This window comes from Bifidobacterium callitrichos, from assembly GCF_008698085.1.
Lineage (GTDB): Bacteria > Actinomycetota > Actinomycetes > Actinomycetales > Bifidobacteriaceae > Bifidobacterium > Bifidobacterium callitrichos.
In genome coordinates, this window is the sequence record NZ_RZJP01000001.1 from 628053 (window position 1) to 647514 (window position 19462).

17 protein-coding genes and 1 tRNA gene are annotated in these 19462 nt (G+C 64.3%); 6 read left to right on the plus strand and 12 right to left on the minus strand.

The window, feature by feature from the left end:
• The 4 genes from EMB92_RS02775 to EMB92_RS02790 all read right to left on the minus strand — a co-directional run bounded on the left by EMB92_RS02775 (nucleotide 1) and on the right by EMB92_RS02790 (nucleotide 5526).
• Entirely contained in the window at nucleotides 1–984 is a 984-nt protein-coding gene (locus EMB92_RS02775) for a Nif3-like dinuclear metal center hexameric protein (RefSeq protein ID WP_081887154.1), read from the minus strand.
• A 68-nt stretch (nucleotides 985–1052) separates the two neighbouring features.
• On the minus strand, nucleotides 1053–3932 hold the full coding sequence (polA, locus tag EMB92_RS02780; protein ID WP_043167536.1) for a DNA polymerase I: 2880 nt from the start codon (nucleotides 3930–3932) through the stop codon (nucleotides 1053–1055).
• A 34-nt stretch (nucleotides 3933–3966) separates the two neighbouring features.
• Nucleotides 3967–4755, minus strand: a complete 789-nt coding sequence (locus EMB92_RS02785; protein WP_043167538.1) for an ANTAR domain-containing response regulator — start codon at nucleotides 4753–4755, stop codon at nucleotides 3967–3969.
• A 165-nt stretch (nucleotides 4756–4920) separates the two neighbouring features.
• A complete protein-coding gene (locus tag EMB92_RS02790; protein ID WP_043167540.1) occupies nucleotides 4921–5526 on the minus strand; it encodes an NUDIX domain-containing protein in 606 nt (201 codons plus the stop codon).
• Between the two features lie 238 nt (nucleotides 5527–5764).
• Here EMB92_RS02790 and EMB92_RS02795 point away from each other — a divergent pair.
• Nucleotides 5765–5838 (plus strand) — tRNA-Leu (locus EMB92_RS02795).
• Nucleotides 5839–5908: 70 nt separating this feature from the next.
• On the opposite strand, the gene EMB92_RS02800 is transcribed toward EMB92_RS02795, so the two are convergent.
• From EMB92_RS02800 to EMB92_RS02835, 8 genes are all read right to left on the minus strand, one after another.
• On the minus strand, nucleotides 5909–7330 hold the full coding sequence (locus EMB92_RS02800) for a DUF3027 domain-containing protein (RefSeq protein WP_081887153.1): 1422 nt from the start codon (nucleotides 7328–7330) through the stop codon (nucleotides 5909–5911).
• Between the two features lie 9 nt (nucleotides 7331–7339).
• Nucleotides 7340–7729, minus strand: coding sequence for a cold-shock protein (locus tag EMB92_RS02805; protein WP_043167542.1), 390 nt, complete (start codon nucleotides 7727–7729; stop codon nucleotides 7340–7342).
• 97 nt (nucleotides 7730–7826) lie between these two features.
• Nucleotides 7827–9719 carry a sensor histidine kinase gene (locus tag EMB92_RS02810; protein ID WP_395951747.1) on the minus strand — a complete coding sequence of 631 codons (1893 nt, stop codon included), beginning with the start codon at nucleotides 9717–9719 and terminating at the stop codon, nucleotides 7827–7829.
• Nucleotides 9720–9961: 242 nt separating this feature from the next.
• Nucleotides 9962–10693 (minus strand): response regulator transcription factor, encoded by a 732-nt coding sequence (locus EMB92_RS02815; protein WP_043167544.1) that lies wholly within the window; start codon nucleotides 10691–10693, stop codon nucleotides 9962–9964.
• A 97-nt stretch (nucleotides 10694–10790) separates the two neighbouring features.
• Entirely contained in the window at nucleotides 10791–11696 is a 906-nt protein-coding gene (locus EMB92_RS02820) for a TPM domain-containing protein (protein ID WP_052119322.1), read from the minus strand.
• Nucleotides 11697–11888: 192 nt separating this feature from the next.
• On the minus strand, nucleotides 11889–13514 hold the full coding sequence (gene groL / locus EMB92_RS02825) for a chaperonin GroEL (protein WP_043167545.1): 1626 nt from the start codon (nucleotides 13512–13514) through the stop codon (nucleotides 11889–11891).
• A gap of 321 nt (nucleotides 13515–13835) precedes the next feature.
• Nucleotides 13836–14039, minus strand: coding sequence for a cold-shock protein (locus EMB92_RS02830; protein WP_043167546.1), 204 nt, complete (start codon nucleotides 14037–14039; stop codon nucleotides 13836–13838).
• Nucleotides 14040–14203: 164 nt separating this feature from the next.
• Nucleotides 14204–14935: a LytR C-terminal domain-containing protein gene (locus tag EMB92_RS02835; protein WP_043167547.1), complete on the minus strand. Its 732-nt coding sequence runs from the start codon at nucleotides 14933–14935 to the stop codon at nucleotides 14204–14206.
• Nucleotides 14936–15070: 135 nt separating this feature from the next.
• On the opposite strand from EMB92_RS02835, the gene EMB92_RS02840 reads away from it, so the two are divergent.
• The 5 genes from EMB92_RS02840 to EMB92_RS02860 are packed head-to-tail and all read left to right on the plus strand — an operon-like array spanning nucleotide 15071 to nucleotide 19462.
• Entirely contained in the window at nucleotides 15071–15769 is a 699-nt protein-coding gene (locus EMB92_RS02840) for a uracil-DNA glycosylase (RefSeq protein WP_043167549.1), read from the plus strand.
• Between the two features lie 33 nt (nucleotides 15770–15802).
• Nucleotides 15803–16885 carry an AAA family ATPase gene (locus EMB92_RS02845; protein ID WP_043167552.1) on the plus strand — a complete coding sequence of 361 codons (1083 nt, stop codon included), beginning with the start codon at nucleotides 15803–15805 and terminating at the stop codon, nucleotides 16883–16885.
• Nucleotides 16882–17838, plus strand: a complete 957-nt coding sequence (locus EMB92_RS02850; RefSeq protein WP_150393701.1) for a DUF58 domain-containing protein — start codon at nucleotides 16882–16884, stop codon at nucleotides 17836–17838. Before EMB92_RS02845 ends, EMB92_RS02850 begins: the two co-directional genes overlap by 4 nt.
• 41 nt (nucleotides 17839–17879) lie before the next feature.
• Nucleotides 17880–18383, plus strand: a complete 504-nt coding sequence (locus EMB92_RS02855; RefSeq protein WP_223847530.1) for a hypothetical protein — start codon at nucleotides 17880–17882, stop codon at nucleotides 18381–18383.
• Nucleotides 18383–19462 (plus strand): vWA domain-containing protein, encoded by a 1080-nt coding sequence (locus EMB92_RS02860; RefSeq protein ID WP_150393703.1) that lies wholly within the window; start codon nucleotides 18383–18385, stop codon nucleotides 19460–19462. The genes EMB92_RS02855 and EMB92_RS02860 overlap by 1 nt, the downstream gene beginning before the upstream one ends.

The following is a 19462-nucleotide window of genomic DNA, read 5'->3' on the forward strand; positions in this document are numbered from 1 at the left end:
TCAAGCCTCCCTCGCATCGCCGTTGCCGTCGCCGACACCCGTATCCGACGTGGCCGGCGTGCGTGGCGTGACGATCCGTCCCGAATGGATGGTGAAGGTCCACGGATCCGTGTTGCGTCGGATCCAGTCGACGACCGGCCGCTCCCCCAAGGCGCGTTCGATTGCCGTGGGAACGTCCTCGATGGCGTAACGGAACCACATCGATTCGATGGCCGAATGCGGGGTGTTGACGAAGCAGGGGCGCACCTGTCCGTCGCCCGGCTCCCCTCCCCTGTCGAGTACGATGCCGGCGGCACGCATCGACGCCTCATAGCGCGCCTGTTCGATGGCGTCGGTGACGGGATGGTGGCGAAGATCGCTGGTCACGTACACGTCGACGCCGGCGGCGCGCACCTCGTCGAACAGGGAGTCGCCGGATCCGGGGAGCACGGCTACGGTCGAGACCGGCGCGTCCGGATCGCCGCACGCCTGCACGCCGAGCGCGGTATCGATGGGCAGGGCTGTGGCCACGCGTCTGGCGAACGCCTCGAACGAGACCGGTTCGACCAGACGTCCCACACGTCCGAGACCGACGGCGTGCGGCGAAGCGGGATCGTCAATGGGAACCAGCGGGCACTGGTCGACGAGCCCGAACCCGTCCGCGGCGGCCTGTGCGACGCCGCGATACGCCGCATCGGCGTTGGTATGCCCGACCCACAGCGCACAGCCGGCGCGTGCGAGACGATCCACGATGGCGCCGCGGAAGCCGAGTCCGGACACCTGATGCACCGACCGGAAGAACAGCGGATGGTGGGTGATGAGCAGGTCGGCGCCATGTGCGATCGCCTCGTCGACGATCGCCGAGGTCGGATCGGCGGCGAAGACGATGCGCGTGACCGGACGGGCCGGATCTCCGACGATGAGCCCCGGCTCATCCCACTGTTCGGCGTATCGCAACGGATACAGGCTCTCAAGTACGTCGACGACCTGTTTGAGATTCGGCATGATGTCCTCCCTTGATCTGGTCCGGGCTTCCTCGGGCCCGTATGGGTCAGAGCTGAGTCAGTGATGGCTCAGTGCGCGGCGAGCTGCCAATCCGATCCGATGCCGGTGGAGACGTCCAACGGCACATCGAGGGACACGGCTCCCTCCATCGCCTCGCGCACGAGACGTGTGGCCTGTTCGGCCTCGCCGGGCGCGATCTCCACGACGAGTTCGTCGTGGATCTGCAGGATGATCCTGCTGTTCAGACCCGCGGAGCGCAGCGCCTCATCGGCATGGATCATGGCGATCTTCATGATGTCGGCGGCCGTGCCCTGGATCGGCGCGTTGAGCGCCGCGCGTTCGGCGGCGTCGCGTGCGACGCGGTTGACCGAGTTCAACGCCGGGAAGTAGCGACGGCGGCCGAACATCGTCTCCGTGTAGCCGCGTTCGCGCGCCTCGGAGACGCACGATTCCAGGAAGTCATGCACCTTGCCGAAGGTCGCGAAGTACTTGGCCTTGAGTCCTTCGGCCTCCCCCGGGCTGATCTTGAGCTGCTGGGACAGGCCATAGGTGCTCAGCCCGTAGGCGAGTCCGTAGCTCATCGCCTTCACGTGGCTGCGCTGGTCGGCGCTGATCTCGTCGACGGGCAGCTGGTAGACGAGACTGGCCACGTAGCGGTGGAAGTCGGCGCCGGAACGGAACGCCTCGATCAGCGCCTCGTCTCCGGACAGGTGGGCCATGATGCGCAGCTCGACCTGCGAGTAGTCGCAGCTCATCAGCGATTCGTAGCCCTCGCCGGGCACGAACGCGGATCTGATCTCGCGTCCGGCCGCGTTGCGGTTCGGAATGTTCTGCAGATTCGGGTCGACCGAGCTCAGGCGTCCGGTGGCGGCCACCGTCTGCTCGAACGTGGTGTGGATGCGCCCGTCCGCCGGGTTGACCGCGTCGATCAGCGTGGCGACGATCTGCCGAAGCTTGTTGGTCTCGCGATGGCGCAGCAGTGCTCCGAGGAATCCGCTGGCGCGATCGTTGTCCGCGTTGCGCACATACAGGGTCTGCAGCGCATCCGCGTTGGTCGTGTACGAACCGCTTTTGGTGCGCTTGGTGGGTTTCAGTCCCATGTCCTCGAACAGCACCTTGGCGAGCTGCTTGGGGCTTTGCAGGTTGACGCGCGATCCGGCGTTGTCCCACGCGATCTCCTGCGCCTGATTCGCCTCGGCGGCGAACATGTCACGCAGATCGTCGAGACGACGCATGTCGAGCTTCGCGCCCTCGTTCTCCATGCCGAACAGCACACGGGAGACGGGCAGTTCGATGGCGGAAAGCAGCTTCGTCTGCTCGCACGCCTCGAGCTTCGGTCCGAGCTCACGGGTCAGCGCGGCGACGATGGCGGCGTGGCGCAGCAGCGTCGCATCCTGCTTACGCCTCTCGTCCGACTCGCCGTCGCCGGAATCCGCGGAATCGTCCGGCTCGGCGTCGAAGTCGAGCAGGCCCTGCGTGGCCTTGGGCTGCTCCTCGTCCAGATGCAGGTCGAGGAACTGGGAGGCGGCCTGTTCCAGACCGTCCGCGTGGAAATCCGGTCGGATCAGGTATCCGGCGAGCTTGGTGTCGAACGCCGGCTGGGGCACGTCGACCCCGTACGCCGCCAGCAGATGCAGATGCTCCTTGTACCCGTGCACCGCGAGGATCGAACGATGACGATCAAGCAGTCCTTCCAACGCTGCGGCCATGTCGGTGCCGAACGGCGCATCGAGGACGAGGGCCGTGTTCCGGTCCGCGGCGAGCAGCGTGACCGCCTCGAGCGAGACGCGTCCGGGACGGTCGTCGCCTTCCGCGTGGATGATCAGGTTCGGCACGTTGTTCGCGTCGGCGTCATCATTCGCGCCATCCTCCGCAGCCGGCAGGTTCTCGCGTTCCCACAGCGCGATGTCCTCGGCGCCTGCGGCATGCGTGGCCTCGGGAATCGTCAGGCCTGACTCGTCCTCGGCCTTCGCTCCCGCCGATCCGGCGGCTCCGGTTCCGGTCCGTTTGCCGTCCGTACCGTGCACGGAGCGGCCGCTGACGAAGACCTTCAATACACGGTTCTTCGTGCGCGGTCCGAACTCGAGCTGCTTGAACAGCGCGTCGAGTTCGTCGACATCGGGATCGCCGAAGGTCAGATCATCGACGGTGACGCCGAGATCCAGATCGCGCACCAGCGCGTTGACCTTGCGGTTGAGCATCACCTGATCGATGTTGGCGCGCAGGGCCTCGCCCTTCTTGCCGCCGATCTCATCAGCGTGCTCACGGATGCCGTCCAATGAGCCGTACAGGTTGATCCATTTGGCCGCGAAGCCATCGCCGACGCCGGGAACCCCGGGGATGTTGTCGGCGGTCTCGCCTCGCAATGCGGCCAGATCCGGGTACTGGGCCGGCGTCACCTTGTATTTGGCGACGACGGCCTGTGGGGTCATGTGCTTGAGATCCTTGAAATGGTGCCCGGGGTACAGCACGGTGACGCGATCGTCGATCAGCTGGAACGCGTCACGATCGCCGGAGAGGACGAGCGTGTGGTATCCGGCGTGATCGCCCATCGTGGCGAGCGTGCCGATCACGTCATCGCCCTCGTAGCCGGGCTTCTCGATATAGGTGACGCCCAGTGCGGCGAGCATCCGCTGGATGAGCGGCAACTGGGTGAGCAGCTCCTCGGGGGCGGCGTCACGCGTGCCCTTGTACTGCGGCAGCAGCGTATTGCGGAACGTGCCGCCCTTGACGTCGAAGGCGACGGCGAGGCGATCGGGCTTTTCGGACTCGATGACCTGGGAGAGCATCGAGGCGAATCCCCATACGGCGTTGGTGGCCTGACCGGAGGCTGTGGAGAAGTTTTCGACCGGAAGAGCGAAGAACGCGCGGAACGCCAAGGAATGGCCGTCAACGACCAGTAGCGTTCCGCGCGTCTCGGTGGTCTCAGTGGATTCGATATCCGCCATGATTCCTTATCGGGGCTTATCGGGGCCTGAACCGTCAGTGCTCGTCGCGCTCAGGCTTGGGATCGCCGTACTTCGCGATGATGGCCATGGCCAGACGCTTCTTCGGGATGCGCTGATCCATCGAGGTCTTCTGGATCCAGCGGAACGCACCCTGCTCGGAGAAGTCAGCCTTGTCCATGAGCAGACCCTTGGCGCGATCGACGAGCTTGCGCTCCTCAAGCGTGTCCTGGGCCTTCTGCAGATCGGCCTGCGCCTTGGCGAGCTCCTCCTTGGTCTCCTTGAGCTTGTTCTCGCTGCGCTCGACGTTGTCGAGCAGATCGTTGATCTCGGCGAAGCGGCCCATCGCGACCTCGAGCGCCGGGATGAGCTTGGACTCCTCGTACGGCTTGGTGACGTACGCCATCGCGCCGGCGCCGGTGGACTTCTTGACCAGATCGGGCTGGGAGAAGGCGGTGAGCATCACCACGGGGGCGATGTTCTCGTCGCAGATGATGCCTGCGGCGGTGATGCCGTCCATTCGCGGCATCTTGACGTCCATGCACACCACGTCCGGACGCTTGGCACGGGTCAGTTCGACGGCCTCCTCACCGTTGGCGGCCTCGCCGACGACCTCGTATCCGTTGTCCTCGAGCATGCCGACGAGGTCCATGCGATTGACGGACTCGTCCTCGGCCACGACGACGGTGCGCTTGCGGTTCTCATCCACTTCGGGAGCCGCCGTCTCCTTGATGTCGGTTTCGCCGCGAGCCACGGCCTCGAGCTCCTCCTCGGTGAGTACCGGTTCCATCTGCGGAGCCTGATCAGCGGTCTTCCTAGCAACCATGCCAGTCCCTTTCCTACGTGCGTTGTTTGGCTGAATTCTGTATGCTTCGTGATTTTAACGCATAACCGCGATTGGCCGCGGACGACGTGCCCGCAACGCAATATCGGCACTGCATCGGCACAATACCGGTGCGGTGCCGGCGTCGGTTGCCGTTCATCGCAGTGGTCAGTCGCCCTCGATCTCGGAGAGTCCCGAATGCATGCGCAGGATCGCGATGATCGAGTTCACATCCATGATGGTGCCGTTGACGACCATCTGGTACGCCTCGTCGATCGTGTAGAGGCGAACCTCGGAACGCGGGGTCTCCGGCCCGATCTGGGTGCGGTCATCCGGTACGGAGGTCAGTCCGGTCGCGTAGTACAGGGACGTGTACTGGGTGGTGAAGCCCGGAGTGTTGGCGTAGCGCATCACCTGACGGAACGACTTGGCCTCGTATCCGGCCTCCTCGCGCAGTTTGCGCTTGGCGACGTCGAGCGGACGCTCGTCCGGAGTGTTGGCGTGGCCGCCGGGGATCTCCAGGGTCCAACGGTGGATCGGGATGCGATACTGCTCCACCAGAGGGATTCTGCCATCCTCGGTCAGAGCGACGACCGACACGGAATCGCCGTTGTTCACGTGGACGACGGTACGCTTGATGCTGCCGGCCTGCGCCGATTCGAGCGTCACGCTGTCGATGTTGAAGTAGTGGCTGGTCATCACCTGGGTCCGCGACTCCTCCTTGAGCGGCGCGGGACGCCACGGGTCGAATTGACGATAGGTCTCGTTGTTCATGGTCCCTCCTCGGTCCTTTCCATGAGAAACGTTCCAAATTTATTGTAGATCGCGAATGTTCATTCGTCGTGAGCCACGCTGGAGTACGCTGTCGGCCGCACTCGTCTCCGTGCCGCAGCGCCGTGGCTTCGGCCGGCATGTCGCGCGAACGCGGTCGGAGAGTTGTGGTACATTGTCACGAGTGCTTTTGGGCATCGGTCTATGAATGCGGTCGATGTCCGGATCGAAGCATGGGATCGCCCTCGTATCCCAATTGGTAGAGGAAGCAGCCTCAAAATCTGCGCAGTGTGGGTTCGAGTCCCACCGAGGGCACGTTCGACAAAGGGCTGTGAATCGTTGGAATCCCAACGATTCACAGCCCTTGTGCGTATCGGCGTGATCGCTATTCGACCTGCTCGGACTCCTCGGAACCGCCGGCATCGACGGTGTCATCGTCGCCGACGGTATCGCCGTTGTCGACGGAGTCCGGATCATCGTCCTTGAATCCGTCGGACGTATTGTCGCCGCCGTCCTCGGTATCACTCTTCTCGGACCCCTCGGAATCGTCCTCTTCGGATTCATCCTCATCACCTGCATCGTCTGCGGTATCCGCGGTACCCGGAATATCCGGCTCACCGCTCAGATCGACGGTGGACTCGACCTCGGGCTCGGACTCGTCGTCGGGGACGGTGTTCTCCTCGACGTCCTCGGAATCGGCATCGATCTCGGTGTTCTCGTCGATGTCCTGCGCGTCGGCGATGTCCTGCGCGTCCGTATCGACGGCGGCATCGGCCGCCTTATCCGCATCGTTCACGTCGACGTCGTTCACGTCTTCGGTGTCGTCGTCCTGCGCTTCGAGCAGTTCGATCTGGGCACGGTCCTCGCGCGGGCGCTGGGCGATGATGTCGATGTGCAGATCGTCGAAGGCGGGCTTCGACTGCACCCACAGACGACTGGGTTCCGGAGGCTCGATCTCCGAATGCTCGCCACAGCCGTGGTCGAGGGACACGACACGACCGTCATCCGGGCTCCACTTGTTCGCGCACACGCCGAACAGCAGGTTCAGTTCGCCCTTGAGCGGCACGAAGAACCCGCACGTCGAGCACAGGTTGCCATCAGCGGTCTTCGTGCTCATGGCCTTCGGGCCACGCGGGCCCTCATACCAGCGTTTGGCGGCCTGCGCACGGCCGAGCGAGGACAACACATGCCGACGGGACAGATCGAACTCCTCGACCGCCTCATCGACGTCCTCCTTGGAATCGACGGCTGTCTCCCGCTGCTCATCGCTGCCATCACCGTCACCTTCACCGTCGCCATCGCCGTCCTTGGACGGTCGCTCTTCGACAGTACCGGCGGCATCGGCGTCAGCAACCGCATCAGCCGCATCAACGGAAACGACAGGATCGGTCCTGCGGAATCCCTCCTCGAGACGGGGGTCGTCGGGATCGGTGCCGATCGAATCGGTCGGTGCCAGATCGGTGGGTTCCAGACGATCCTTCCACGGGATCCATGCCGGGGGAACCAGCGCGTCGGACGTGGGAATGAGCGAGGATTCATTGACGGTCCAGTGATCGAGTTCCTCGTCATGGTACAGCGTCACCGACCACTGCCAGCCCTCGTATCCGCGGATGTGCGCGGCGATGCGGAAATCGGTGACGCCGTCGCCCAAATCGATGGCGTCCACCACATCACCGACCTGTTCGGGCTCCTCGGCCACCTCGATGGCCACGGCGCGCGCAAGATCACGAGGATCGATCCGCGGCTGCGGGGAGGCAATGTCCTGCTCCTCGTCGTCGGTGATGTTGGTTTCGCTCGTATCGGTCATATGCGGTTTTCAGTCCTGTACGTCGAAGTTGTCCGCCACCGCACGCAGCAGGGTTGCCAGCTTGCGGCTCTCGGCGGAGGAGGGATAGCGATGGCGGCGCAGCGTGTTGCCCGCGGAGTCCAGCATCTTGATGAGATCCTCGCAGATGGCGGCCATATCGTCCGGCTTCGGCCGCGTGGCCTTGACCAGCGACGGCGCGGCGGCGACGACGTTCACATCCATGGCCTGCGGTCCCTTGCGGCCTTCGACGACGGAATACTCCACCTTAGCGCCCTTGCGCAACGTGGTGACGCCAGTCGGCAGCGCGGCCGCGGGCAGGAACACGTCCTTGCCTTCCTCACTGGTGATGAAGCCATATCCCTTGGCGGCATCGAACCAACGAACTCGACCGGTGGGCATCGTACACTCTCACTTTCCTACTCCAGTATTGCTAAGCCGATTTATTCTACCGCATCACCCCGTCACACGCCGATGGCGAAGCCGAAGGAAACCGCGATCAGCGTGAACGGGAGAACCACGATCCCCGCTTACCGCCGTCCTTGCCGCCTTTGCCGTCCTTGCCTCGCTTGGTCTGACGAGCCTGTTTGGCGCTGCCTGCCGCACCGCCGTTCTTGCCCGTTGCGGCAGCAGCGCCGACTTCGCTGGACGCATTGGCATCCACCGGTCCCAGCGGCAGCATGATCGTGAACGTCAGACCGCCTCCCGAGGTCTCGGTGGCACAGATGAGTCCCCTATGCGCCTTGACCACGGACTGCGCGATGGCAAGGCCGAGGCCAGTGCCGCCTTTTTCGCGGGCGCGCGAGGGATCCGCCGTGTAGAAGCGTTCGAAGATCTGCGCGCGAGACTCGGCGGGCACACCGGGTCCGTGGTCCTCGAACCGCAGCACCGCATAGTTGGTGCCGGTGTGCATCGTGTGTCCGACCTCGGCCGCCTCGAGGAACCGCCGCAGCGATTCGTCGTTGGAGGGCATGCGGGAGAGCTGCTCGGGGGTGATCGACGCGGCCACGACTCCCAGTCCCACCCGTGCGGGCGAATCATCGGGCGTGTACCGGTGGATATTGCCCACGATGTTGGTGACGACCTGCCGCAGACGCGAAGCGTCGCCGGTGATCGTGATCGACGCCATCGAGTCGCCTTCGATGCCGAGGGTGCTCGGATGCGTCATGTCGCTGGATGGCTCGAACGCCACCGTGCCGCGGGTGACCTCGCGCTGCGGGTCGAGCGCGTGCAGGTCGTCGACCGCATCGGTGACCAGCGTGGTGAGCGAGACGGTCTGGGTCATGTCGATGCCGCGACCCTCGTCGAGTCTCGCCAGAGACAGCAGGTCCTCGACGAGCACGGTCATGCGCTGGCTGGAACGCTCGATGTGCGCGATCGATTCGTCGGCGCGCTCCAATGCCCCGGGCATGCCTCGCTGCATGGTGTACAGCTCCGCATAGCCGTGGATCGCCGCGAGCGGTGTGCGCAGCTCGTGGCTGGCATCGGAGACGAACCGCTTCATCTTCGCCGTGGTCTGTTCCTGTTCGTGGAAGCTCTGTTCGATGCGTGTGAGCATCATGTTCAGCGATGCCGACAACGAGCCGACCTCGGTGTTCTCCGGCGCGTACGGGACACGCTGGCTCAGATCGCCGGCGGCGATCTTGGCGGCGGTCTTCTCGATGCGCTTGAGCGGGTCGAGCGTGCGCTGGATGATCAGCGCCGACAGGGATCCGCCGAGCAGCACGATCGCGATGCCCACCGTGATGCAGTACCGGGTGAGCGTGTTGATGGTGTCGATCTGATCGGCCAGGGACAGTCCGATGAACACGACTCCCCTGTATGCGCCCGTCTCCTTGTCCTCCCATTGGAAGACGCCGACGCGCCACGGGGCACTTGCCGCCTGCAGCGTCTTGCGGGAGCTGGTGACCGGTGTCCCTGATGCCTGCGAGGAACCCGACGCATCAGAGCTCTGGCCGTCCGGCGACGACTGCTGGGACTGCCCGGGATCCGCGCCGTTCGCGGACTGGTCGGAGGAGCCGTCGGATCCGGTCGATCCGGAGCCATCCGCAGCTCCCCCGCTGGCGTCGGGCGTGCCCGTACCGGGGACTGTGCCCGACGAGTTCGAGCTCATCGTCTGCAGTGAGACGACCTTCGCGCTGGTGGTGAACGGCTTGCCGAGCATGTCCGCGGTGATCTGCGCGTTGGACGGCAGTTGGGGCATGGATACGACATTGCCCTCCAGCACCGGGTAGGATGGCGTTCTGGAAATGTTCGTCAGCTTACCGTCCTTCGCGTAGCGGACCTCCACGAAGTAGCTGTTGAGACCGCTGTTCTGTGTGGGGTTCTGCTGCACGTACTGGAAGACGATGTCACGCTGCGAGATGATCTGCGAGTCGGTCTTCTCCAGCATGTAGCCGCTGACGAGCTGGCGGATGGTAGCCGAAATGCCGACGGTTCCGACGATGAGGATGACCAGCGTGCAGGCGACGAGCTTGGCGCTCAGCGAGACGCGGTCGATCCTGTCGAGGAACAGTCGGGTGAATCGATGCCACGGGCCCTTGCCCGCCGCAGGGACGGGGGCTGCGGGCCTTCCGGGAGCGCCTGCAGCTGCGGTTGGTTTCGACGTTCCGGCGGTGTTCGCGGGATGTACGATCATGACTTCGGTTCGCGAATCATGTATCCGATGCCGCGCTTGGTCTCAATAAGCGGCGTGACCTTATGCTTCTCTCCGTTCTCGTCGGTGACCTCGATGCCGTCGACCTTCTTGCGCAGGTAGGAGATGTAGCTTTCGACGATGGCCGCGTCGCCGCCCCAGTCGTACTGCCAGACGTGATCGAGGATCTGCGGCTTGGAGAGCACTCGTCCGGCGTTGTCCATCAGGTAGCGCAGCAGCTTGTATTCGGTGGGGCTCAGATCGATGGTCTGACCGGCACGCGTCACATCGTGGGAGTCCTCGTTGATCTCCAGATCCGCCACACGGATGACCGGATCATCCTCCTCCTGCTCGCGGGTGCGGCGCAGGATGGCGCGGATGCGCGCCACGACCTCCTCGAGGCTGAACGGCTTGGTGACGTAGTCGTCACCGCCGACGGTCAGTCCCATGACCTTGTCCTGAGTGTCGTCACGTGCGGTGAGGAACAAGACGGGGGAATCGATGCCCTCCTGACGGATGCGGCGGGTGACGGTGAATCCGTCGATGTCCGGCAGCATGACGTCGAGCACGATGAGGTCGGGCCTGACCTTCTCGATGACCTCGATGGCCTCGGAGCCGGAGGCTGCGGTGTTCACCTCAAAGCCCGCGAAATGGAGCGAGGCGACCAGCAATTCACGGATGGACGGCTCGTCGTCGACGACGACGATGTTTGCTTCAATAGGCTTGCTCATGGCTTCCAGCTTGGCCTCTCTGTCTGGAGGTTTCCTGAAAGGCGTCTGTGCGTTCTTTGCCGATCGAACCGGCCTGGCGATGTGCGGCCTGTCCTGCCTACTTCCGGCCGAACGGGCCCCGCTTGACCTTGCGCGCCTCGCGCATCTGACGTCGGGTCATCGGCCTGGCTCCGCCGCTCTCCTCGTTCCTCTCATCCTTCTCGATCGCATTGAGCAGGTCGGCCATGGCCTTCTCCTCCGCCGCGGGCTCGGCACCGGCACCGGTCGCCGGCTGCGATTTCGACGACCTGTCCGACTTCTTCGACGACTTCGATCCGGAGCCGCCGGCGGCTCTGCGCCCCCTGCGACGGCGACGCACGGTCAGCGTCACCACGATCACGATGACGAGCACTATGAGCACGACGCCCATGACGATGACGCCGATTCTGATGGCGCGCGAGTTGGTCGAGGTCCGCTTCTGCTGTTCGATCTCGTCCATCATGGCGATCGCCGCGCCCGACCAGTTCTGGTCGTTCTGCTTGGCCAGAGGGGCCGTGGCCGCCTTGCTCAGCTCGTCGACGGTGTTCTCGTCGCGCAGCCATTCGTCGGAGTTCGACGAGACAGCCACAATGAGATTGCCGTCGCCGGAGGCCACCGCGAGCAGCACGGTGTTGGGTTCCGGCTTACTCGCCTCCAGCACGCGGTTCGCCCATGTGGACGGCGTGATGTCTGATCCGAAGCTTTCCACGTATTGCAGATGCACGTGCACTCCGGTGGTCTCCTCGGTCTGCTTGATCTTGTCGGTGACCGTGGAGACGTTGGAGCCGAGCAGGTTCTGCGGGTCGGTGATCTCGTTGGTCATCGTTCCGGTCTGCGCCGCCACGGCGACGGGAGCAAGCACCATGGACGGCACGATCATGGTAAGGCACATCAGCAGCGCCGCCACGACCGGGAGCATGATCGGGCGCGAAGACGACGTTCTCGAATCGTCGTGATCAGCGAATCGTGCGAAAGCGAAAGTCATATGTCCCACATTAGCGCCTTCCGGCCGGGGAACGGTCCGGCATGACCGACACGCACGTCGAACTCATACACACCCATGAACCGCGTGAACCCATGAACGACAACAAGGGTCCCGGTTCCCATGAGCGGGAACCGGGACCCTTGCGTCAGACTATTCGTCTACGTAACTGTCCGTCTATCCTTGGGGTGACGATCAGTAGCCCATGTCGGCACCGGCGGCCGGGGCGGCGGCCTTCGGCTCCGGCTTGTTGGCGACGACGGCCTCGGTGGTCAGGAACAGACCGGCGATGGAGGCGGCGTTCTGCAGAGCGGAGCGGGTGACCTTCACCGGGTCGGTGACGCCGGCAGCCAGCAGATCCTCGTAGGTGTTGGTGGCGGCGTTGAAGCCCTCACCCTCCGGCAGCGAGCGGACCTTGTTGATCACGACGTCGCCAGACACACCGGAGTTCTCGGCGATCTGCTTGATCGGGGCCTCGATGGCGCGGAACACGATGGCCGCACCGGTGGCCTCCTCGCCCGTCAGAGACGTGACGGACTCATCCTTCTCGGCCTTGGCGGCAGCCTGAACGAGGGCGACGCCACCGCCGGGCAGCAGACCCTCCTCGATGGCGGCCTTCGCATTGCGCACGGCGTCCTCGATGCGGTGCTTGCGCTCCTTGGCCTCGACCTCGGTGGCAGCGCCGACCTTGATGACGGCGACACCGCCGGCCAGCTTGGCCAGACGCTCCTGCAGCTTCTCGCGATCATAGTCGGAATCGGTGTTCTCGATCTCGGCGCGGATCTGGGAAACGCGGGCGTCGATGTCCTCCTTGGAGCCGGCACCCTGAACGATGGTGGTCTCGTCCTTGGAGACGATGACCTTCTTGGCGTGGCCGAGCACGGAGGTGTCGATGGAGTCGAGCTTGAGGCCCAGCTCATCGGAGACGACCTGAGCGCCGGTGAGGATGGCCATATCCTGCAGCATGGCCTTGCGACGGTCGCCGAAGCCCGGGGCCTTGACGGCGCAGGACTTGAAGGTACCGCGGATGTTGTTCAGGATCAGGGTCGGCAGAGCCTCACCGTCGACGTCCTCGGCGATGATCAGCAGCGGCTTGCCAGTCTTCATGACCAGCTCGGCGACGTGAACGACGTCCTGCTGGCTGGAGACCTTGCCGGAGGTCAGAAGAATGTACGGATCCTCGAGCACGGCGGTCTGGTCGTCGGCGTTGGTGACGAAGTACGGGGCGATGTAGCCCTTGTCGAAGCGCATGCCCTCGGTGAACTCGAGATCCAGACCGAAGCGGTTGTTGTCCTCGACGGTCACGACGCCGTCCTGACCGACCTTGTCCAGAGCCTCGGCGATCTTCTCACCGACCTCCGGATCGGCGGCGGAGATGGTCGCGGTAGCGGCGATCTGGTCCTTGGTCTCGACGTCCTTGGCGGCGGCGATGAGTTCCTTGACGATGGCGTCGGCGGCCTTCTCAATGCCGCGACGCAGCGCGATCGGGTTGGAACCGGCGACCACGTTCTTCAGGCCTTCGTGCACGAGGGACTGGGCCAGCACGGTAGCGGTGGTGGTGCCATCGCCGGCGACGTCGTCGGTCTTCTTGGCGACTTCCTTGACCAGCTCGGCGCCGATGCGCTCGTACGGATCCTCGAGATCGATCTCCTTGGCGATGGAGACGCCATCGTTGGTGATGGTCGGAGCGCCGTAGGTCTTGTCGAGCACGACATTGCGGCCCTTCGGGCCCAGCGTGACCTTGACGGTGTTGGCGAGCTTGTCGAGGCCCTCCAGCATGCCCTGACGGGCTTCCTCATCATACGCGATGATCTTTGCCATGGTTGTGTTCCTCCAAATGGCTTTATTCGGTTCCGGTTATTCACCCGTACGGTCCGGAGCAACCTCCCGCCGTCAGCTGCGGGTTATCACTCTCGACCTCCGAGTGCTAACCCAGACATTAGCACTCTGCATCGTCGAGTGCCAACATTCGTTTCGGCGATTGCGCTTTGGGCATGAAACAGCCGAGGGAAAAGATGGAAAAAAGGCATGAAAAAAGCCCCGTCGTACTGACCGGGGCAACCTGAGGGGTCCGAATCCTCAACCTCACGAACTCTTCACTTATATGCGGGCGATGCCTTGTACTCGCACGCGGTCACATTTTCACAGCTTGGTGACCTTCGTGGCCTGCATTCCCTTGGGGCCCTTCTCGGCCTCGTATTCGACCTTGTCTCCCTCGTCCAGAGTCTTGAATCCCTCGCCCTGAATAACCGAGTAGTGGACGAACACGTCCTCACCTCCGCCTTCCGGCGTGATGAAGCCATACCCCTTGCCGTTACTGAAAAACTTTACGGTTCCTTGCGCCATGTTTGCACTTCCCTTAGCTGTGTGAGCTCTATATCTCTCCCGACACGGAGGGACATACAACCACAACACCGCGCTCCCCCCGCCTCGCGACTAAAGGGCCAGTATAGACGCGACCCAAAACAACAACAAGGCGGGTTCCACGCATGGAACTGATTCATGGGATTTCAGTTCATCAGCACCACCACGATCGCGGCGGAGATGCCGGACGCCTGCTGCACATTGGAGATGCCCAGCGTACTGGCCACGTTCTCGGCCGTGGCCTTGTCCGACTCGGACTGGTACCACACCACGGTGGAGCTCGGCAGGCTGCCGCTCGGGTTGGCGGCCACGACATTCGTATAGCCGGCCGCATTGAGCGTGTTCTTCCGGGAGGTGGCGTATCCGGAGGTTCTGGTGCCGTTGACGACCCGCACCTCGGTCGCCTTGTTCGGCTGGGCGGCCGCCTCGGCCTGCTGCTGCGCCGCCTGCTGCTTGGCGGCCTCATCCTGCTGGGCCTGCGCATCGCTCGTCTGCTGATCGGAGGAATCCTGCTTCGAGGACGAATCAGAGGACGAATCCTTTGACGCCGAGGAGTCGGACTTCGAGGAATCGGATGAATCGGAGGAGTCCGTGGAGTCGGAGGACGACGACTTCGACTCGCTCGACGCGTCGGCCGCGCTCTGCGTGGTGGAATGCGAGGACCACGGCCATGTGATGTTGTTCACTTCGCCGGAGAAGAATCCCCATGCGGCGAATCCGCACAGCGCCGCCACCAGCACGACGATCGCGAACGGCACCAGGCGTGAGGCTAGGGATGTGTTGCCGCGATGGACGCCGGCAGGGCCCGACGGCGGATTGTCGAAGACGTCCGGCTCATAGGATTCGCCGTTGTCCCGCTTTCGATCTCGCTTCGCCATACTGCTCATTCCTCCATCCATGTGAACTATCCAAGAGTGTAACGTCAGCGCATCCCCATACGCAATGATGCGCCCGTGCCGCCACCGGATGTGCACGTTCGTGTACGGCGCATGGAGCGCGTAGAGTAGACCATCATGAGCGTCAAACCGTTGAGTGAACTCGTCGAACCCGGTTGGGCCGCCGCATTGGCGGATGTCGAACCGGCGATCCACCACATGGGAGATTTTCTGCGCGAGGAGAATCGCGCGGGACGCCATTGGCTGCCCGCAAGCCATAACATCCTCCGGGCGTTCACGATCCCCTTCGATTCGATCAAGGTGCTGATCGTCGGTCAGGACCCCTACCCGACTCCGGGGCACCCGGTGGGACTGAGCTTCTGCGTCGCCCCGGACGTCAGCCCGCTGCCCAAGAGCCTGATCAATATATATAAGGAGCTGGTCTCCGATCTGGGGGTGCCGATGCCAAGCAACGGCGATCTGACCCCATGGACCGAACGCGGCGTGCTGCTGCTCAACAGGTGTCTGACGGTCGGCGTGGGCCGTCCGAACTCGCATCAGGGCAAGGGCTGGGAACAGGTCACCGAGGCGGCGATCAGAGCCCTGAACGCGCGCGTCGATCCGCAGACGGGCAAGCCGCGTCCGCTGGTCGCGATCCTGTGGGGCCGCAATGCGCAGACGCTGGAACCTCTGCTGACCAACGCCGTCATCATCAAATCCCCACATCCAAGCCCACTGTCCGCCTCACGCGGCTTCTTCGGCTCCCACCCCTTCTCCCGGGCCAATCAGGCCCTCATCGCCATGGGCGCCGACCCCGTCAACTGGCAGCTGCCCTGATCCCGGTCACCGCACCTAGTTACAGTGGAGCGCATGGCATTTTTCCCTCCCAAACCGCAGACGCCCCTGCAGCCTACGCAATCGCCTCTGATGCCGCCGACGCCGGTCTCCGCGTCGGCGAGCGCGCTGAGCGCCGATGATGTCGCGCGCTCGAAGGCGCTTGCCGATCGCATCCGCTCACGGTTCGCGCAGACGCTGGTCGGTCAGGACAATCTGCGTGAATCGCTGATCCTCACACTGGTTGCCGGCGGCCATATCCTCATCGAATCCGTGCCCGGTCTGGCGAAGACCACCGCCGCACAGACGCTGGCGACGTCGGTCTCCGGCACGTTCAAGCGCGTGCAGTGCACGCCCGATCTCATGCCGTCCGATCTGGTCGGCACGCAGGTCTTCGATTTCGCCACGCAGAAGTTCACCACGCAGATCGGTCCGATCCACGCCAATTTCGTGCTGCTCGACGAGATCAACCGCTCGAACGCGAAGACGCAGTCGGCGATGCTCGAGGCGATGGCCGAGGGCGCGACCACGATCGGCGGCCAGCGTATCGCGCTGCCGAAGCCGTTCATGGTGATCGCCACGCAGAATCCGATCGAGGAGGAGGGCACGTTCACGCTGCCCGAGGCGCAGATGGATCGTTTCATGATGAAGGCGATGATGACCTATCCGACGCCGGACGAGGAGACGCGCATGCTGGCGCTGCTCACCCGTCGCGGCTCGGATGTGTTCGATCCCACGCAGCTGACCGCCGAGCGCCTGTCGATCCGTGACGTGGAGTTCCTGCGCGATGCCGCCCGACGCGTGCATGTCTCCGATGCGATCATGCGTTATGCGGCCGATGTGACGGCGACCTCCCGAGGTGCCGGCTCGCATCCGGTGCAGGGTCTGGGGTCGCTGGTCAGGCTTGGCGCCTCGCCGCGCGCCTCCATCGCGCTGGTCCGCATCGGTCAGGCGAGCGCGCTGCTGTCAGGCCGCGATTACGTGGTGCCGGAGGATCTCAAGGCGCACATGCGTGAGATTCTGCGCCATCGCGTGCTGCTGACGTTCGAGGCGCTGGCGGATGGCGTGAACGCCGATCAGGTGGTTGATCGCATCGTCCAGGCGGTCCCCGTTCCATGATCGACGATCCGATCAGGGCCAGGATCGAGGCGTTGGGCACGCAGCTGACGATGCCCACCGTCCGTAAGGCGCTGGGCGTGATCGAGGGCGAGCATTCCTCTCGGCGTGCGGGCGGCTCGGACGAGTTGATGGATGTGCGTGCCTACGAGCCCGGTGACGAGGCGCGTCTCATCGAATGGAAGACCAGCGCCCGCATGGGCCGGCCGATGGTGGTGTATCGTGAGCGTCTGGTCACGTCGCGCGTGTGGATGCTGCTTGATGTCGGTCTGGAGATGACCGGTTCATGCGAGTCGGGGGAACGCGCGTATGAGGTGGCGGCGAATGCGCTGCGCATGTTCGCCGCGTTGTCGCTGCGCCGTTCGGATGACATCTCGCTGGTGTTCGGCGATGCGGCGAGCATCACGCGAGTGCCGTTCAACGGCGGGTTCGCCCAGTTCGAGCGCACGCTGGACGGCGCGTTGAACCGCAGGTGGCGTCATGGTCGCAATATCGATGCACTGCTCGACTACGCGCGGCGCATCAAGGATCGCCGTGCGCTGGTGGTGATCGCCACCGACGAGCAGGCGTTGGTCGAACGGCATATCAAGTCGATCCGGCTCATCGCCCGCACGCATCCGGTGGTGCTCATCGATGTGGCGACGGTCAATCCGTTCGCCGTGGCGGCCGGAACGCATGTGTTCGATGGGCTCGGCGGCAGACGGCTGCCCGCGTTCTTCGTCGACGCGCGTGCGGCCGAACAGGTGGATACGCATCGCGCGTTTCTGGCGGCTTCGCTGGAGCATGAGCTCTCGCGTGTGGGAGGGCATCTGATCCATGCCGGTTCCAGCGAGGCGATGTTCGACGCGTTCGTCGCGTTGGTCTCCCGCTCGCTGGCCGGCACTTCCGGCGTCCGTCTCGTTGCGCGCGATCCGGCGGTCGGCGGCTCGCTGTCGATGTCGGGAGGTGAGGCGTGATCATGCGTTCGTTCGTCTTCGCGGCCGTGAAACCTCTTTCTATGGGTACTCCCGTCGGTCCGATCGATCTGACGACGCCGCTCGTCGCCGTCGCCGTCGCCTGCGTGCTGGCCGCGATCGCACTGGTCGTGGGCGCGGTGCTGCTGTCCCGTCCCAGAAGGGTGCGCGCCGCGGCGCGTCAGCGTGGCGCGCACGCCGATGCGCAGGATCGTCGCCGTTGGCATCGGCGTATCGACGATGTGGTGTCGCGCCATCAGGCCGGAGCGTTGGAGCGCGGCGAGGCGTTCGCCGAACTGGCGTCCATCGCCCGCGACTATGCGTCCGAGGCGTCGGGACGTGATCTCAAGTCGCATACGCTCGCCGACATCCGTCGCGAACCGCGCACGTCGTCGACGAAGCAAGGACTCGATATGCTGCGTCTGACGATTTCGGCGCTGTACCCGCCGGAGTTCGCGGATAGCGCGGTCAACGGACCCGCCCGGGAGGCGAGTGTGGAGGAGGCCGCCGGATGGGTGTCGAATCTGGTGGAAAGGTGGTCTCGCTGATGCAACTGTCCTGGCAATGGCCGTGGGCCGCACTGGTAGGCGTGGCCGTCGTCGCGGCGATCATCATCCTGACGATCGCGCTGTCGCGCCGGGGGCGTGACGAATCCGATGCGGCACGGGTGTTCTCGTTGGATGACGATCTCAACACCGAGTTCGCCTCGCGCCTGTTCCGTAGGTGGCGCTGGCTCAACCGCGCCGCGATGGCGCTGCTGGCAGCGGCCGCACTGCTCTCGGTCACGCTGGCCGCGCGTCCGTCGACGGTGGACAGCAGTCAGGAGCGTTCCGCAAGCCGTGACATCGTCCTGTGTCTCGACGTGTCCGGATCGACGCTGCCGTACGACCGTCAGGTGATCGACACGTATCGTGACCTCGTCTCACGCTTCCAGGGCGAGCGCATCGGGATGAGCATCTTCAACTCGACCTCGCGTACGGTCTTTCCGCTGACCGACGACTACGATCTGGTCTCCAGACAGCTCAGGGAGTCGTCGGACATTCTCAAGGGCGTCGAATCGCAGGATGATATCGACAAGATGAGCGACTCCGACTATCAGAGAATCTCCGATTGGCTTGAGGGCACGCAGAACCGCAAGGACACGACGTCGCTGATCGGCGATGGCGTCGTCTCCTGCGCCGCGATGCTGCCCGGATTCACCTACGGTTCCACCGGTTCGTCCAACTCCGCCGGCGCATCGGCGAAGCGCAGCCGCGCCGCCTCGATCGTGCTCGCCACCGATAACGTGGTGTCCGGTACGCCCACGTATACGCTCGAGCAGGCGCTGGATCTGACCTCGCAGGCGGGGATCACCGTAGACGGCCTGTTCTCCGGCCCCCGTGCCAGCGAGGGCGAGAACACGACCACGCGCATGAGGCAGCTCATCGAGGCGCATGACGGCGTCTTCCTGACCCAGGCGAACGGGTCGAGCGTGGACGAACTGGTGCGTGACATCGACGGCAGACGCGAGACGCAGGAACGTCAGGCCCATCAGGCCGCCGTCGTCGACGATCCGAAGTGGTGGACGCTGGCCCTGAGCATCGCGCTCGGCCTGTGGCTGATCACCGTCTGGAGGTTGAAGCGATGA

Bases quoted from the DNA above. Each gene is read 5' to 3' on its own strand.
- EMB92_RS02785 (WP_043167538.1), bottom strand. From the start codon at position 4,755: ATGGTTGCTAGGAAGACCGCTGATCAGGCTCCGCAGATGGAACCGGTA.
- EMB92_RS02860 (WP_150393703.1), top strand. From the start codon at position 18,383: ATGCAACTGTCCTGGCAATGGCCGTGGGCCGCACTGGTAGGCGTGGCC.
- EMB92_RS02805 (WP_043167542.1), bottom strand. From the start codon at position 7,729: ATGCCCACCGGTCGAGTTCGTTGGTTCGATGCCGCCAAGGGATATGGC.
- EMB92_RS02815 (WP_043167544.1), bottom strand. From the start codon at position 10,693: ATGAGCAAGCCTATTGAAGCAAACATCGTCGTCGTCGACGACGAGCCG.
- polA (WP_043167536.1), bottom strand. From the start codon at position 3,932: ATGGCGGATATCGAATCCACTGAGACCACCGAGACGCGCGGAACGCTA.
- EMB92_RS02790 (WP_043167540.1), bottom strand. From the start codon at position 5,526: ATGAACAACGAGACCTATCGTCAATTCGACCCGTGGCGTCCCGCGCCG.
- EMB92_RS02810 (WP_395951747.1), bottom strand. From the start codon at position 9,719: ATGCTGGAGAAGACCGACTCGCAGATCATCTCGCAGCGTGACATCGTC.
- EMB92_RS02820 (WP_052119322.1), bottom strand. From the start codon at position 11,696: ATGACTTTCGCTTTCGCACGATTCGCTGATCACGACGATTCGAGAACG.
- EMB92_RS02830 (WP_043167546.1), bottom strand. From the start codon at position 14,039: ATGGCGCAAGGAACCGTAAAGTTTTTCAGTAACGGCAAGGGGTATGGC.
- EMB92_RS02835 (WP_043167547.1), bottom strand. From the start codon at position 14,935: ATGGCGAAGCGAGATCGAAAGCGGGACAACGGCGAATCCTATGAGCCG.
- EMB92_RS02855 (WP_223847530.1), top strand. From the start codon at position 17,880: ATGGGTACTCCCGTCGGTCCGATCGATCTGACGACGCCGCTCGTCGCC.
- EMB92_RS02850 (WP_150393701.1), top strand. From the start codon at position 16,882: ATGATCGACGATCCGATCAGGGCCAGGATCGAGGCGTTGGGCACGCAG.
- EMB92_RS02775 (WP_081887154.1), bottom strand. From the start codon at position 984: ATGCCGAATCTCAAACAGGTCGTCGACGTACTTGAGAGCCTGTATCCG.
- groL (WP_043167545.1), bottom strand. From the start codon at position 13,514: ATGGCAAAGATCATCGCGTATGATGAGGAAGCCCGTCAGGGCATGCTG.
- EMB92_RS02800 (WP_081887153.1), bottom strand. From the start codon at position 7,330: ATGACCGATACGAGCGAAACCAACATCACCGACGACGAGGAGCAGGAC.
- EMB92_RS02845 (WP_043167552.1), top strand. From the start codon at position 15,803: ATGGCATTTTTCCCTCCCAAACCGCAGACGCCCCTGCAGCCTACGCAA.
- EMB92_RS02840 (WP_043167549.1), top strand. From the start codon at position 15,071: ATGAGCGTCAAACCGTTGAGTGAACTCGTCGAACCCGGTTGGGCCGCC.